This is a genomic window from Pseudomonas sp. LBUM1644 (genome assembly GCF_059716195.1).
Genome location: NZ_CP166812.1, coordinates 6,252,706 through 6,267,201, shown reverse-complemented (window position 1 = coordinate 6,267,201; position 14,496 = coordinate 6,252,706). Strand labels below are relative to the sequence as shown.

The 14,496-nt window shown below is 59.1% G+C and carries 11 protein-coding genes; 9 read left to right on the top strand and 2 right to left on the bottom strand.

Features of this window, described 5'->3' with window-relative positions:
• The first annotated feature begins 56 nt into the window (after window positions 1-56).
• The 8 genes from glmU (at window position 57) to ACA052_RS28770 (ending at window position 11,563) form a co-directional block, all read left to right on the top strand.
• Window positions 57-1,424, top strand: coding sequence for a bifunctional UDP-N-acetylglucosamine diphosphorylase/glucosamine-1-phosphate N-acetyltransferase GlmU (gene glmU / locus ACA052_RS28805; RefSeq protein ID WP_497647825.1), 1,368 nt, complete (start codon window positions 57-59; stop codon window positions 1,422-1,424).
• A gap of 158 nt (window positions 1,425-1,582) precedes the next feature.
• The gene (locus ACA052_RS28800; RefSeq protein ID WP_497647824.1) at window positions 1,583-2,359 is read left to right on the top strand and encodes a DeoR/GlpR family DNA-binding transcription regulator; all 777 of its coding nucleotides are present in this window, start codon (window positions 1,583-1,585) and stop codon (window positions 2,357-2,359) included.
• 1 nt (window position 2,360) lies between these two features.
• Window positions 2,361-4,193, top strand: coding sequence for a glutamine--fructose-6-phosphate transaminase (isomerizing) (gene glmS, locus ACA052_RS28795; RefSeq protein ID WP_497647823.1), 1,833 nt, complete (start codon window positions 2,361-2,363; stop codon window positions 4,191-4,193).
• A 117-nt stretch (window positions 4,194-4,310) separates the two neighbouring features.
• On the top strand, window positions 4,311-5,207 hold the full coding sequence (locus ACA052_RS28790; protein ID WP_497647822.1) for a LysR family transcriptional regulator: 897 nt from the start codon (window positions 4,311-4,313) through the stop codon (window positions 5,205-5,207).
• Window positions 5,208-5,342: 135 nt separating this feature from the next.
• Entirely contained in the window at window positions 5,343-5,969 is a 627-nt protein-coding gene (locus ACA052_RS28785) for a glutathione S-transferase family protein (protein ID WP_497647821.1), read from the top strand.
• Window positions 5,970-6,031: 62 nt separating this feature from the next.
• A complete protein-coding gene (locus tag ACA052_RS28780) occupies window positions 6,032-8,062 on the top strand; it encodes a 2Fe-2S iron-sulfur cluster-binding protein (RefSeq protein WP_497647820.1) in 2,031 nt (676 codons plus the stop codon).
• 194 nt (window positions 8,063-8,256) lie between these two features.
• Entirely contained in the window at window positions 8,257-9,453 is a 1,197-nt protein-coding gene (locus ACA052_RS28775) for a DUF3142 domain-containing protein (protein WP_497647819.1), read from the top strand.
• The gene (locus ACA052_RS28770; RefSeq protein WP_497647818.1) at window positions 9,440-11,563 is read left to right on the top strand and encodes a hypothetical protein; all 2,124 of its coding nucleotides are present in this window, start codon (window positions 9,440-9,442) and stop codon (window positions 11,561-11,563) included. The genes ACA052_RS28775 and ACA052_RS28770 overlap by 14 nt, the downstream gene beginning before the upstream one ends.
• Here the strand turns inward: ACA052_RS28770 and ACA052_RS28765 are convergent, their stop codons facing one another.
• Window positions 11,564-12,193 carry a LysE family translocator gene (locus tag ACA052_RS28765; protein ID WP_497647817.1) on the bottom strand — a complete coding sequence of 210 codons (630 nt, stop codon included), beginning with the start codon at window positions 12,191-12,193 and terminating at the stop codon, window positions 11,564-11,566. It abuts the gene before it with no gap.
• Window positions 12,194-12,338: 145 nt separating this feature from the next.
• On the opposite strand from ACA052_RS28765, the gene ACA052_RS28760 reads away from it, so the two are divergent.
• Window positions 12,339-12,812 (top strand): Lrp/AsnC family transcriptional regulator, encoded by a 474-nt coding sequence (locus ACA052_RS28760; RefSeq protein WP_497647816.1) that lies wholly within the window; start codon window positions 12,339-12,341, stop codon window positions 12,810-12,812.
• Window positions 12,813-12,914: 102 nt separating this feature from the next.
• On the opposite strand, the gene lpdA is transcribed toward ACA052_RS28760, so the two are convergent.
• Window positions 12,915-14,315, bottom strand: coding sequence for a dihydrolipoyl dehydrogenase (lpdA, locus tag ACA052_RS28755; RefSeq protein WP_497647815.1), 1,401 nt, complete (start codon window positions 14,313-14,315; stop codon window positions 12,915-12,917).
• Window positions 14,316-14,496 lie beyond the last annotated feature (181 nt).

Sequence of the window (14,496 nt, the reverse complement as noted above, 5' to 3'; positions counted from 1 at the left end):
TCCGACGTTTATAACCTTGGTCGCAGCCGTTGACCATCCAGGATTGGTAGCCTGTCATGTCTCTTGAAATCGTTATTCTCGCTGCTGGCCAAGGCACACGCATGCGTTCGGCGTTGCCGAAAGTGCTGCACCCGATTGCCGGCAACTCGATGCTCGGCCATGTTATCCACAGCGCCCGGCAACTTGATCCACAACGCATCCACGTGGTGATTGGACATGGTGCGCAGACAGTGCGTGAGCGTCTGGCGGCCGATGATCTGAATTTCGTCCTGCAGGACAAACAACTGGGGACCGGTCATGCGGTAGCGCAGGCCGTTCCGTTCATCAAGTCCGACACCGTGCTGATTCTCTACGGTGACGTGCCTTTGATTGAAGTGGAAACCTTGCAACGTCTGCTCAAAAAAGTGGCGCCGCGACAATTGGGACTGCTTACCGTTGAACTGGATGACCCGACCGGCTACGGCCGTATCGTCCGTGATGCCTCTGGCAAAGTGACCGCTATCGTTGAGCAAAAAGACGCCAACGAAACCGAGCGCGCCATCACCGAGGGCAACACCGGTATCTTGGCGATGCCTGTTGAAGGACTGGCCGGCTGGATGAGTCGACTGTCCAATCACAATGCCCAAGGCGAGTATTACCTGACCGATGTGATCGCCATGGCGGTCAGCGATGGCTTGGTGGTTGCGACCGAGCAGCCTCACGACGCCATGGAAGTGCAAGGCGCCAATGACCGCAAACAACTGGCCGAGCTTGAGCGTCACTACCAATTGCGCGCCGGCCGTCGTTTGATGGCTCAGGGCGTGACCTTGCGTGACCCGGCCCGTTTTGATGTTCGCGGTGAAGTCACCGCCGGTCGTGATGTACTGATCGACATCAACGTGATCCTCGAAGGCAAAGTTGTCATCGAAGATGACGTGGTGATCGGTCCGAACTGCGTGATCAAGGACAGCACCCTGCGTAAAGGCGTGGTAATCAAGGCCAACAGCCACATCGAAGGCGCGATACTCGGTGAAGGCAGCGATGCAGGCCCATTCGCGCGTTTGCGTCCGGGGACTGTGTTGGAGGCTCGCGCCCATGTGGGTAACTTCGTTGAATTGAAAAATGCTCATTTGGGCGAAGGCGCCAAGGCCGGCCATCTGACTTACCTTGGCGATGCCGAGGTCGGTGCACGGACCAACATCGGTGCCGGCACCATCACCTGCAATTACGATGGCGCCAACAAGTGGAAAACCGTGCTGGGTGAAGATGTGTTCATCGGCTCCAATAATTCGTTGGTAGCGCCTGTGGATATCTCTAACGGCGCAACTACAGCGGCCGGATCGACGATTACCCAGAATGTGGATAACGCACAATTGGCTGTTGGCCGTGCGCGTCAGAAGAACATCGACGGCTGGAAGCGGCCGGCGAAGATCAAAAAGACCTGAGTTATCCACAGCGTCCAAGATCAAAAGATCGCAGCCTTCGGCAACTCCTACAGAATTCGCTGTAGAAGCTGCCGTAGGCTGCGATCTTTTTCTTGACGAAGTTTCGACAATAGGGTTTTATTGCTTTCGTTATCTTTCGAATCGAAACATACCTAGCCATGTCGAAACGCAATACACCCCAACGACGTCACAATATCCTCGCTTTGCTCACTGAGCAGGGCGAAGTGAGTGTGGATGAGCTGGCAAAGCACTTCGAAACGTCGGAAGTCACCATTCGCAAGGATCTGGCCGCACTCGAAAGCAACGGCTTGCTGCTGCGTCGCTATGGTGGCGCGATCACCCTGCCGCAGGAACTGGTAGCCGACCTCGGTCAACCGGTCTCCAAATATAAGCAAGCCATCGCTCGCGCCGCCGTCACGCGGATTCGTGAACATGCGCGGATCATCATCGACAGCGGCAGCACGACCGCGGCGATGATTCCTGAACTCGTCCAACAACCGGGTCTGGTAGTGATGACCAATTCCCTTCATGTCGCCAACGCCTTGAGCGAACTCGAACACGAGCCTGTCCTGTTGATGACCGGCGGTACCTGGGATCCGCACTCCGAGTCCTTTCAAGGGCAGGTGGCCGAGCAGGTACTACGCTCTTACGACTTTGACCAGTTGTTCATCGGCGCCGATGGTATCGACCTGGTGCGCGGCACAACCACCTTCAACGAATTGCTGGGACTCAGCCGGGTCATGGCTGAAGTCGCCCGTGAAGTCGTCGTGATGGTGGAGGCTGACAAGATCGGCCGCAAGATTCCCAACCTGGAGCTGCCATGGAGCAGCGTCCATACCCTTATTACCGATGATCGCCTGCCGCTCGAGGCACGGGATCAGATTCAGGCCCGCGGAATCACGTTGATTTGCGCGGCTGTCAGTCAGGAGAAATAGCATGTGTGGAATTGTTGGCGCGGTCGCAGAACGTAACATCACCGCCATCCTGCTCGAGGGCCTGAAGCGCCTGGAATACCGTGGTTACGACAGCGCCGGCGTGGCGGTTTTCACCAACGATGAAAAGCTTGAACGCGTGCGTCGTCCGGGCAAGGTCAGCGAGCTGGAACTGGCGCTCGCTGCCGAGCCGTTGGTCGGGCGCCTCGGTATCGCCCACACCCGCTGGGCCACTCACGGCGCGCCGTGTGAGCGTAACGCTCACCCGCATTTCTCCGGAGATCTGGCGGTGGTGCACAACGGCATCATCGAGAACCACGAAGCCCTGCGCGCACAACTGCAAGCCCTGGGTTACGTGTTCACGTCAGATACCGACACTGAAGTGATCGCCCACCTGTTGAACCACAAACTCAAGGACCTGCATGATTTGACCGTGGCCCTCAAGGCTACCGTTAAAGAACTGCACGGTGCTTACGGTTTGGCCGTGATCAGTGCCCGGCAACCGGATCGCCTGGTCGCCGCCCGCAGTGGCAGCCCGCTGGTGATCGGCCTGGGCCTGGGGGAAAATTTCCTGGCTTCCGACCAGCTGGCGCTGCGTCAGGTCACGGACCGTTTCATGTACCTGGAAGAAGGCGATATCGCCGAAATTCGCCGCGACAGCGTGCAGATCTGGGACGTGCACGGTAAGAGTGTTGAACGTGAAGCGGTGCAGTACCGCGACGGTGCCGAAGCCGCCGACAAGGGCGAATTCCGCCACTTCATGCTCAAGGAAATCCACGAGCAACCTGCGGTTGTGCAGCGCACCCTGGAAGGTCGCCTGAGCGCGAACGGCGTGTTGGTGCAGGCCTTCGGTCCACAGGCTGCGGAGCTGTTTGCCAAGGTGCGCAATGTGCAGATCGTTGCGTGTGGCACCAGTTACCACGCTGGCATGGTCGCCCGTTACTGGCTCGAAGAGTTGGCTGGCATCCCTTGCCAGGTCGAAGTCGCCAGCGAATTCCGCTACCGCAAAGTGGTGGTGCAGCCCGACACCCTGTTCGTGACCATTTCCCAGTCGGGCGAAACCGCCGATACCCTGGCTGCGTTGCGCAATGCCAAAGAACTGGGCTTCCTCGCCAGCCTGGCAGTCTGCAACGTCGGCATCAGCTCGCTGGTGCGTGAGTCCGACCTGACCCTGCTGACCCAGGCCGGTCGCGAAATCGGCGTGGCCTCGACCAAAGCGTTCACCACGCAACTGGTCGGCCTCCTGTTGCTGACCCTGTCCCTGGGCCAGGTTCGCGGTACGTTGGCCAAAGGCATCGAAGCCACGCTGGTCGAGGAATTGCGTCGCCTGCCAACCCGCCTGGGTGAAGCCTTGGCGATGGACGGCACCGTCGAGAAAATCGCGGAACTGTTCGCCGAGAAGAACCACACCTTGTTCCTCGGTCGTGGCGCGCAATTCCCGGTGGCAATGGAAGGCGCGCTCAAGCTCAAGGAAATCTCCTACATCCACGCCGAAGCTTATCCGGCTGGCGAGTTGAAGCACGGTCCATTGGCACTTGTGGATAACGACATGCCAGTGGTGACCGTGGCGCCGAACAACGAACTGTTGGAGAAGTTGAAGTCCAACCTCCAGGAAGTCCGCGCCCGTGGCGGTCAGCTGGTCGTCTTCGCCGATGAACAAGCCGGCATGACCAACGGTGAAGGCACACATGTTGTGAACATGCCGCACATCCACGACATCCTGTCGCCGATTCTCTACACCATCCCGCTGCAACTGCTCTCGTACTACGTCGCCGTGTTGAAAGGCACTGACGTCGACCAGCCGCGTAATCTGGCGAAGTCGGTGACGGTGGAATAAGTTATCCACAGGTAGCCTAAAAGATCGCAGCCTGCGGCAGCTCCTACAGGGATCGACGTTCACCTGTAGGAGCTGCCGCAGGCTGCGATCTTTTGATTTCAAATGAGGACATGGCCCATGGACCGCTTCCAGGAAATGCAGGTATTCGCTGCCGTCGCCCAAGAGCAGGGTTTTTCGGCGGCGGCGCGGCGTTTAGGCATGTCGGCGGCCAGTGTCACTCGGGCGGTGGCGGCGTTGGAGAAACGCATTGGCACCCAGTTGCTGACGCGCACTACCCGCAGCGTGCATTTGAGCGAAGCGGGTCAGCGTTATCTTGAAGACTGTCGGCGGATTCTTTCTGAGGTGCAGGAAGCGGAGGATTCGGCCGCAGGCAGCCACGCTCATCCTCGTGGGCAACTGACGGTCACCGCACCAGTATTGTTTGGCGAATTGTTCGTCACACCGTTGATGGTGAGTTACCTGACTCAATTTCCTGAGGTTTGCATCAACGGGCTATTGGTCGACCGAGTGGTGAGCATGGTCGAGGAGGGCATTGATGTAGCGGTGCGCATCGGTGAGCTGCCCGATAGCAATCAGCATGCGATTCATGTCGGTGAAGTGCGGCGGGTCGTCGTTGGATCGCCGGGGTTTCTGGCGGCCCATGGGCGGCCTCGGCATCCGCAGGACCTGGCGCAGGCGCCGATTATTGCGACATCTTCCATCGGTCAGTTGAAAACCTGGCCTTTTCTTGAATCGGGCGAGCCACTGGGCGTTCGTACTGAGCCGCGACTGGTGCTGACAGCGAATCAAGCCGCCATTACCGCGGCGTGCATGGGGCTGGGGTTCACCCGGGTCCTGTCTTATCAGGTGGCAAAAAAAGTCGCGACTGGCGAGTTAGAAATCATCCTGGCTGACTTCGAATTGCCGCCATTGCCCATCCATGTGGTGTATCAGGGCGGGCGCAAGGCCCCGGCGCGGGTTCGCAGCTTTGTGGACTTCGCGGTGAATGCGCTGCGGGAACATCCAGATTTGTAGCGCTGCCGGGTTATTGCGCTGGTTGAAATAATGGATTGCGTTTACTGGTCATTCTGTTGTTTTGGGGATGGGTGGATGATAGCCCTCATCGGCGCCGCTCCCTCTTGAACGGCGCCACCCCCAGCGGAGTCGACCATGCAAGCGATCAAACTCTACAACTTCCCACGTTCTGGCCATGCTCATCGTGTGGAGCTGATGCTGTCTTTGCTGCAGCTGCCGACCGAACTGATTTTTGTCGACCTGGCCAAAGGCGCGCACAAACAGCCGGATTTCCTTGCGGTGAATCCGTTCGGACAGGTTCCGGCCATTGATGATCAAGGCATGGTGCTGGCCGATTCCAACGCGATTCTGGTGTATCTGGCGCAAAAATACGGTAACGGTCGCTGGCTGCCAACCGACCCGGTGGGCGCGGCGAAGGTTCAGCGGTGGTTGTCTGTTGCCGCCGGCCCCATTGCCTTTGGTCCAGGCCGGGCGAGGCTGATCACGGTGTTTGGCGCACCTTATAACGCTGAAGAGGTGATCGCTTACGCCCACGTCTGGCTCAAATTGATCGATCAGGAACTGGCCAATTCGGCTTATCTGGCCGGCAGCGAACCGACCATCGCCGACGTCGCGGCCTACAGCTACATCGCCCATGCACCAGAAGGCAATGTGTCGCTTGAGGACTACGCCAACATTCAAGCGTGGCTGGCGCGCATTGAAGCCTTGCCAGGGTTTGTCGGCATGCCGCGCACCGTGGCTGGCCTGCAAAAAACAGCCTGATAATGACAGCCCGATTCTATCGGGCCGTTCACACTGCGCCATCGGCGCGGGGAGAAGCCGTGATGGATCGTTCACCGTGGCACGCGGGTGAGAAACAGTTGCAGGCACATGTGGGCGTTGCTGAGCGAATGGAGGTGCTGGGTCGTAGGGTGGTTCGTAGCGAAATGCCGGATCAGCACCGGTCGTTCTATCAGCAACTGCCGTTCATGCTCTATGGCGCTGTGGATGCCGATGGCAGTCCATGGGCGAGCATTCTTGAAGGGTCGCCGGGCTTTGCTCACTCGCCCGAACCGGGTCTGCTGCAGTTCAACAGCCTGCCTGGCGCGGACGATCCTGCGCAATTGACCGATGGCGCGGCGATCGGCCTGCTGGGCATCGAGCTTCACACCCGGCGCCGCAACCGCATCAATGGTCGGGTCGGTGCAGTGACGGCGGGTGGCTTCGGTGTGGCGGTGGAACAGTCCTACGGTAATTGCCCGCAGTACATTCAATTGCGCCAGTTCCGCTCAGTGCCGTTGGCTGACCCGTCGACTCGCATTGCCCAACACCTGAATGAGCTGGATGATTCGGCCAAAGCCATGATCGCGTTCGCCGATACTTTCTTTGTCGCCAGCTATGTAGACGTCGATGGCCAACGTTCGGTGGATGTTTCTCACCGTGGCGGGCAGGCCGGTTTTGTTCAAGTAGAAGGCAATCGCCTGACCATTCCGGATTTCGCTGGCAACCTGTTTTTCAACACGCTGGGCAACCTGCTGCTCAATCCCCGAGCCGGCCTGCTGTTTATCGATTTCAATTCGGGAGACTTGCTGCACCTCAGTGGCCGCACCGACGTCATTCTTGAAGGCCCGCAAGTCGAAGCGTTTCAAGGGGCTGAGCGCCTGTGGACATTCGACGTGGAGCAGGTGGTTCGTCGACCGGCGGCACTGGCTCTGCGCTGGCGCTTTGATGGAGTGTCGCCCACCAGTTTGCTGACCGGGACGTGGCAGCAGGCCAACGCTCGTCTGCAAGCCCAGGCATTGGGTGATCGTTGGCGACCACTGCGTGTGGTGCGCATCGAAGCCGAAAGCCACAACATCCGCTCGATCTATCTGGAGCCGGCCGATGGCGCCGGGTTGCCGGTATTTCAGGCCGGGCAGCATTTGCCATTGCGGTTCAATATTGGCGGTGAGGTACATATCCGCACTTACAGCCTGTCGAGTGCGCCGTCGGATGATTTTTTCCGTATCAGTGTGAAGCGCGAGGGGTTGGTGTCTTCGCACCTGCATGAACAGATTCGCGTGGGTGATCTGTTGGAGGCCCGCGCACCTCAAGGGCACTTCACCGTGGCGCCCCATGAACGTCGACCGCTGGTGTTGTTGTCGGCCGGGGTCGGCATTACGCCGCTGCTGTCGATGGTGCGGGAGGTGGTGTATCAAGGCTTGCGCACTCGGTCCATTCGGCCGACCTGGTTTTTCCAGAGTTCGCGAACGCTGGCCGATCAAGCCTTTCGTCCTGAACTGAATCGCCTGATCGAGGGCGCTGGTGGCGCAGTGAGAGTGCTGCGTTTGCTCAGTCAGCCGGAGCCCGGGGTGTTGGAGGGCGAAGATTTCGACCTGACCGGACGCATCGACACCGAATTGCTCAAGACCATTGTTGATGTCGAGGACTACGATCAGCTGGATTTTGTTCTCTGTGGCCCAGGCAGCTTTACCCAAGGGCTGTACGACAGCCTACGGAGCCTGGACATTCATGACTCAAGGATTCACGCTGAAACCTTCGGCCCATCTACCTTGCATCGCCAGCCTGATTCCGATGCGGTGGTCATCGAGCAACCTCCGGCGGCCACCACGTCTGTGCCGGTGGTATTCGAGCGCTCGGCCAAGGAAGCTCGCTGGCAACCCGACGGCGGCAGTTTGCTGGAGTTGGCGGAAAGCCGGGGTTTACGCCCGGAGTTCAGTTGCCGGGGCGGTTCTTGTGGGACCTGTAAAACGCGCTTGATCAGCGGCCAGGTGAATTATCCACAGCCTCCAGCGGAAGTACCGGACGACGGACATGTCCTGATTTGTTGTGCGATTCCGGCACAGGGCGCGCAGCCTTTGGTGCTTGACCTGTAGGACCGGTCCGCACTTGACTTGTAGCAGCTGCCGAGCTTGCGAGGCTGCGTCCGGCTGCGAAGCAGTCGTAAAATAATACGCCGCGGTGATTCAGAAAAACCGTGCGTACATTATTTACGACTGCTACGCAGCCGGTCGCAGCCTCGCAGGCTCGGCAGCTGCTGCAAGGGAGTTGATTCGACCCTAGGAGCGTTATGGTTTTTCTCGCTCGTCTTTCGGCCTTGTTGGCGGTGTTGGTGCTGCTCAATGCGTGCGAACGGCAGGACACACCGCCCCTCGATCAGCAACTGTATGTCTGGCAACGGCAATGGACACCCGTCCACGAAGCTGCGCTCAAGGACAGTCACGCCGACTTTTCGACCCTGCGGGTGCTGGCCTTGCAGGCTTTTCCTCAGGCCGGTTGGAGCCGGGCGCGGATCGACCCGACATTACTCAAGCGTGATGGTCGCCCACTGATCGCGGTGATTCGCCTCGATGGCCAGCTCAAGTCGCTGGATCAGGACGAAGTCACTGCGCAGATTCAGCAGGTGCTCAGTGATTGGCAAGGACGGGGACTGGTGCTCTCCGGAATGGAAATCGACCACGATGCGGGTAATGCTCGCCTACCGGTCTATCGCGACTTTCTCTCGCATCTGCGCGCCGTTCTATCAGCCTCCATACCGCTGAGTATTACTGCGTTGCCGGCCTGGCTCGACAGTCCAGAATTGCCAGCGCTGTTATCCACAGTCGACAGCAGCGTGTTGCAGGTGCACGCGGTGAGCGATCCGCATCGCGGCTTGTTTGATGTGGATCAGGCGAGAAAATGGGTGAAAGCCTGGAGCCGAATCACTTCGAAACCCTTTTATTTGGCGTTGCCGGCTTATGGCGTGGCGTTGTTTTCGGGGGCCGGCGACGCCCCCATTGTGGAAAGCGAAACACCCCTCGAACGGGGTGGTCAGCGCCGGGAATTAATGGCTGACCCGCAGCAATTGAGCAAGCTCGGCACCGAGTTGCGCAATGATCCGCCGGCTCATCTGGCCGGCCTGATCTGGTTTCGGTTGCCGTTGACCAATGATCGCAGGGCCTGGAGCCTGACGACGTTGCGCGCGGTCGCGCGGGGCGATGCGCTCGACAGTCGCCTGATATTGAAGCTCACGGCGAAGGACGGCCTGTTTGATATCAGTCTCAGCAACCAGGGCAATCTCGACACTGCCTGGCCCGAACGGCTGACGCTCTCGGTCCGTGGCTGTGATGGCGCCGATGCCCTGGCCGGTTATGCATTGCAACAGAGCCCCGATCTGCTTACCTTCACCCGCCTGCGCGATGGTCGACTGCCGGCCGGCGGGCGGCGCGCCATCGGTTGGGCCCGCTGCGCAACGATTGACCAAGGAGCTTTGAATGTTCATCCATAACTGGCCCCGCCATTTGCTTTGCCTAAGCCTCAGCTTGCCGCTGGGTTCGGCGTTGGCCTGCGGGCCGGACTTCCCCATGCGTCTGCTCGACAATCGAGACCAGTCGCTGGCGGAGCTGCCGGAAGGTAACTTCAACTTCGAGATCAATCGCCTCGGGCATGCCATCGCCGGATTGAAAAACATCAACCAGGCCGCTGCTTACGGCATGGAGGCTCCCGACTACGCAGAACAGCGGGACATTGCCGAGCAGGCCGGTTTGACCGCTGAGCAACAAGGGCTGGTGAAGCAACTGCGCACGTTGACCGATGTTCGTCAGGTTGAAGAGCAGGGCGCGCTTTTACCCGCTGAACTCAAGTTCTATCTGGCCGGCGCCGTGGCGTTCAATGCCGGTGACCATGGGCTGGCGGCCGAGTACTTCCGGAAGGTGCTGGCGCTGCCAGAGGATCAACGGGCATTGCGCAGCACGTGGGCCGCTTACTCATTGGGACGGGCGCTGTTTGCCATGAGTGCCGAAGCGGGTGCTGGCGCCGACTTGCTGGCTCAGTCCCGTCAGGCCTTCGAGCAAAGCCGTCAGCTGAGCGTCGACGGCTTCAGCGACCCACTGGAACTGGGCGTTGCCAGCCTTGGCGAAGAAGCTCGCGTGGCCCGCACCGCTGGGGATTGGGACAGCGCCATTGAGCTGTACGCCACACAAAACCTTCATGGTTCGGCGGTGGGGTACACCTCTCTGAAGCTGTTGATGGCCGATCTGGCCGCGATGCCTGAGGACCAACTGGCCGTGTTGCTCAAGGGCAAACCGGTTCAACAATTGGTGACAGCGTCGTTGATCAGCCGGCTGGGCTGGTCATTTGGTGATCAACCGCCAAACGAACAGAAACTAATCAAACTCCTGCAAAACAGCACTCGCGGCAACCTCGACAACGCTGATCGGCTGGCTGCGGTGAATTATCAACAGGGCGATTACGCCAGCGCCAAGTCCTTCCTCGAGCAGGCTGGCGACGGTGGTCTGGCGTGGTGGCTGCGGGCAAAACTGGCGATGCGCGATGGCGATAAAGCGGCCGCCGCCGCCGCGTATGCCAAGGCTGCGCAGGCTTTCCCGCAGAACGAATCGTGGGGTGAGCGACGGACGCCAGAGTGGAATTTCGAAACGCTTCAACCCAAATGCCGGGTCGAGGGCGAAAGCGCCATTCTCGCCCTGCAGCGTGGGGATTACCTGCGAGCGTTCGATCAGCTGTATCGCAGCAATGGCATTTACTGGTTCGACGCCGCCACCGTCGCCGAGCGGGTGCTGACGGTCGATGAGCTCAAGCATTACGTCGACACCCAAGTGCCGGCACCGCCAGCGCTGACTCAGCAGGATCGCGATAACTATGTGCCGTTGCCGGTGGCGGCAAAGTTGCGCGACTTGCTCGGGCGGCGTTTGCTGCGCGAAGAGCGCTACGAAGAAGCGCCGGCGTACTTCGACAACTCCACGTTGCAACAAAAGGCCCGGTGGTATGGGGAGTTGCGCCACGACGCTGAATCGAAATGGTGGCCGAGCAAACGTGCATTTGCGTACTACCACGCGGCGACACTGGCTCGTTTCGACGGAATGGAGCTGTTGGGTTACGAGATGTCCCCGGATTACGCCACCTTCGGTGGCAATTACAGTCTGGAAAGCAACGAACTCAAGGTCGGTCCGTTAGTGGCAGAAGAGGAAGTCAAACGCCAACAGGCCAGCACTGCTCAACCCGATCAGCGTTACCACTATCGCTATGTCGCCAATGCATTGGCCAGCCGCGCCGCTGATTACTTGCCTCATACCAGTCAGGCCTTTGCAGCCGTGCTGTGTGCGGCGACTGGGTGGAATACTGGTCAGGAAGAAAAAAGCGCCTTCTATCAACGCTACGTCAAAGAAGGCCCTTACGTGGATTGGGCACTATTCTTCGGCGAGCGCTGCCCTTATCCGGATTTTCAGAATGCAGACAAACGCTACGCAACCCAGGCTGTGGCTCCGCTCCGAACTGCGCTTCGGCCATACAAAAAGTGGCTGGAAATGGGCGGCGTCGTGGTGTTTACGGCAGCCGTCCTGTTGTTGATCAATCGTCGCAAGCGCAACGCACGAGCGTAATCACGCTTGTTGAACAAAGGTCAGCCGCACCGCAAAACCAATCAACAGGCTGCCAAACAGCCATTGCTGCAAACGTTGAGCCGATGGGCTGCGTTGCAGCCAACGGCCTAACGCAGCACCGGCCAAGGCATACGCGCTGTCGAACAACAAACCGACGCCGACCAGCACCACGCCCAGGGTCGCAAATTGCGTGAGCACTGGGCCGGTGCGAGGATCGATGAACTGTGGCAGCAGTACCGAGCAGAACAGCAGCGCCTTTGGATTGAGCAGGTTGGTCAGCAAACCGCGCTGGATCGCTTCGCGCCAGTGAGGGTTTTCGACGGTTGTTTGTGCACTGTTCAGCGTCGGCAGCATCGTGTTTCGCAGGCACTGAATGCCGATCCAAAACAGGTACGCGGCACCGGCCAGCCGAACGACGTCGAAGGTCCAGGGTGCCGCTTTGAACAACGCCGCGAGCCCTAGCGCCGCGAGTGCCACATGACAGCCACGCGCCACGCCCAAACCCACCGCAGTCGCCAGCGCCGCACCTTTGCCCTGACGTGCGCCAGTCTGCAACAGCAGGATCATGTCCGGGCCCGGCAACAAATAAACCACCGCCAATGCCATGAAAAACAGCCAGAGACCTGCCACGTTGCACCCCCTTCGTTGTCGATTTGGTAGGGTCAGTCTAGGTCTGAAGGGCAGGGCAGATGGTTGCGTAGTTTGCTTCTAAATCGTTCGTGGTTGGCATAACCTGCTACGTCATTGCGCATCAATCATCAGGATCTGCCAACTCATGAAACTGGACGCCTACGACCGCAAAATTCTCGCAGCGCTGCAACGGGACGGTCGCCTGAGCAACGTGCAATTGGCTGAGGAGATTGGCTTGTCCGCGTCGCCGTGTTTGCGCCGGGTGCGGATGCTTGAAGACGCCGGGGTGATCCGGGGTTACCAGGCTAATCTGGACCGCGATGAGGTAGGGCTTGGGTTGACGGTGTTTGTCGGGGTCAAGGTCGAGCGCCACAACGATGAGCAGGCGGAATCCTTCCGATTGGCGGTGACGGCGTTGCCGGAAGTGATTTCGGCGTTTCTGGTGTCAGGGGAATCGGATTTTCTGCTGCAAGTGGTGGTGCCGGATCTGCGCGCCTATGACCGCTTTCTCACGGGACGCTTGCTGAAGCTGCCAGGCGTTAGTGACATTCGCAGTAACTTTGCGATTCACACGGTGAAGACGCCCGGGGCTTTGCCACTCGAGCATTTACCGGATTGAACAGCGAAAAGATCGCAGCCTTCGGCAGCTCCTACAAGGGTTATGTGAACACCTGTAGGAGCTGCCGAAGGCTGCGATCTTTTGATCTTTCCCGACACGGATCTACATCTGCGTCGCCATCCCTTCCACATTCATCGCCGCCTGGCGCAAAGCCTCGGAGCGGGTCGGGTGTGGATGACACGTCAGGGCGATGTCTTCGGCGGAGGCGCTGAATTCCATGGCCACGCAATATTCGCCAATCATTTCACTGACGCTCGGGCCCACCAGGTGTACCCCGAGAATTTCATCGGTGCGCTCATCGGCCAAGACTTTGGCGAAGCCTTCGGTTTCGTGATTGATCTTTGCCCGGCTGTTGGCGGTGAAGGGAAACTTGCCGACCTTGTATGCGCGTCCTTCGGCCTTGAGCTGTTCTTCAGTTTTGCCGACGCTGGCCAGTTCCGGTTTGGTGTAGATCACGTTAGGAATCAGGTCGTAATTGACTTCACCGGCCTTGCCGACGATTTGCTCGACGCAGGCCATCGCTTCGTCTTCGGCCTTGTGCGCGAGCATAGGCCCCGAGGTCACGTCACCGATCACCCAGACGCCGGCCGCCTCAGTGCGGTGCCCCTTGTTGGCTAGCATGCCGCGTTTGTCTGTCGCGAGACCTACGTTTTCCAACCCCAGTCCCTGGGTATAAGGCCGACGCCCGATGGAGACCAGCACGTAATCGGCTTCAAGGATCTCGGCGGTGCCACCGGCAGCCGGTTCGACACTGAGCTGAACCCCGGTGGCGGACGTTGTGGCAGTGGTGACTTTAGCGCTCAACTTGAAGCTGATGCCCTGTTTGCTCAGAGAGCGTTGCAGGGTTTTTCCAGCTTCGCCATCGACACCCGGGCAGATCCGGTCGAGAAACTCGACGACAGTCACCTGGGCACCCAAGCGCCGCCATACCGAACCTAACTCCAGACCGATCACGCCGGCGCCAATCACCACCAGGTGCTTCGGCACTTCAGCCAGCGACAGTGCGCCCGTGGAATCGAGGATGCGTTGGTTATCAATCTCCACGCCGGGCAGGGGAGTGGGCTCGGAACCGGTGGCAATAATGATGTCCTTGGCGCTGAGCTCAGTCTTGCCGCCCTGATTGTCGGTCACCGTGACTTTGCCTGGCCCGTCGATGTGGCCCCAACCCTTGATCCAGTCGACTTTGTTTTTGCGAAACAGAAATTCGATGCCCTTGGTCAGCCCGGTGACGCTTTCATCCTTCTGTTTCATCATCTGCGCGAGATTGAGTGTGGGTTTGACTTCAATCCCCAGGTTGGCGAATTCCGCACCCATGGCTGCGTCGTAGAGTTCGGAGGCATGCAGCAACGCCTTCGACGGCATGCAGCCCACGTTCAGGCAGGTACCGCCGAGTGTGGCGCGTCCTTCTACGCAAGCCGCTTTCAAGCCCAGTTGGCCAGCGCGAATGGCCGCGTTATATCCGCCCGGACCTCCGCCCAGAATCACGACGTCATAAGTGCTCATGGATGTACTCCTGCGTGGGAACAGACTGGATGGGTAAAAGTAGTTCCTAGTGAAAATTACGAACGTAATATGTGCGTTGCAGGACATTTCGGTCAAGGCTTCAGGTAAGCGACAGGTTGAGCGCCTTTAGATAGAGCATTTACGAACGGAACTTTCACGACTTTCGTTATACCGTAACGAA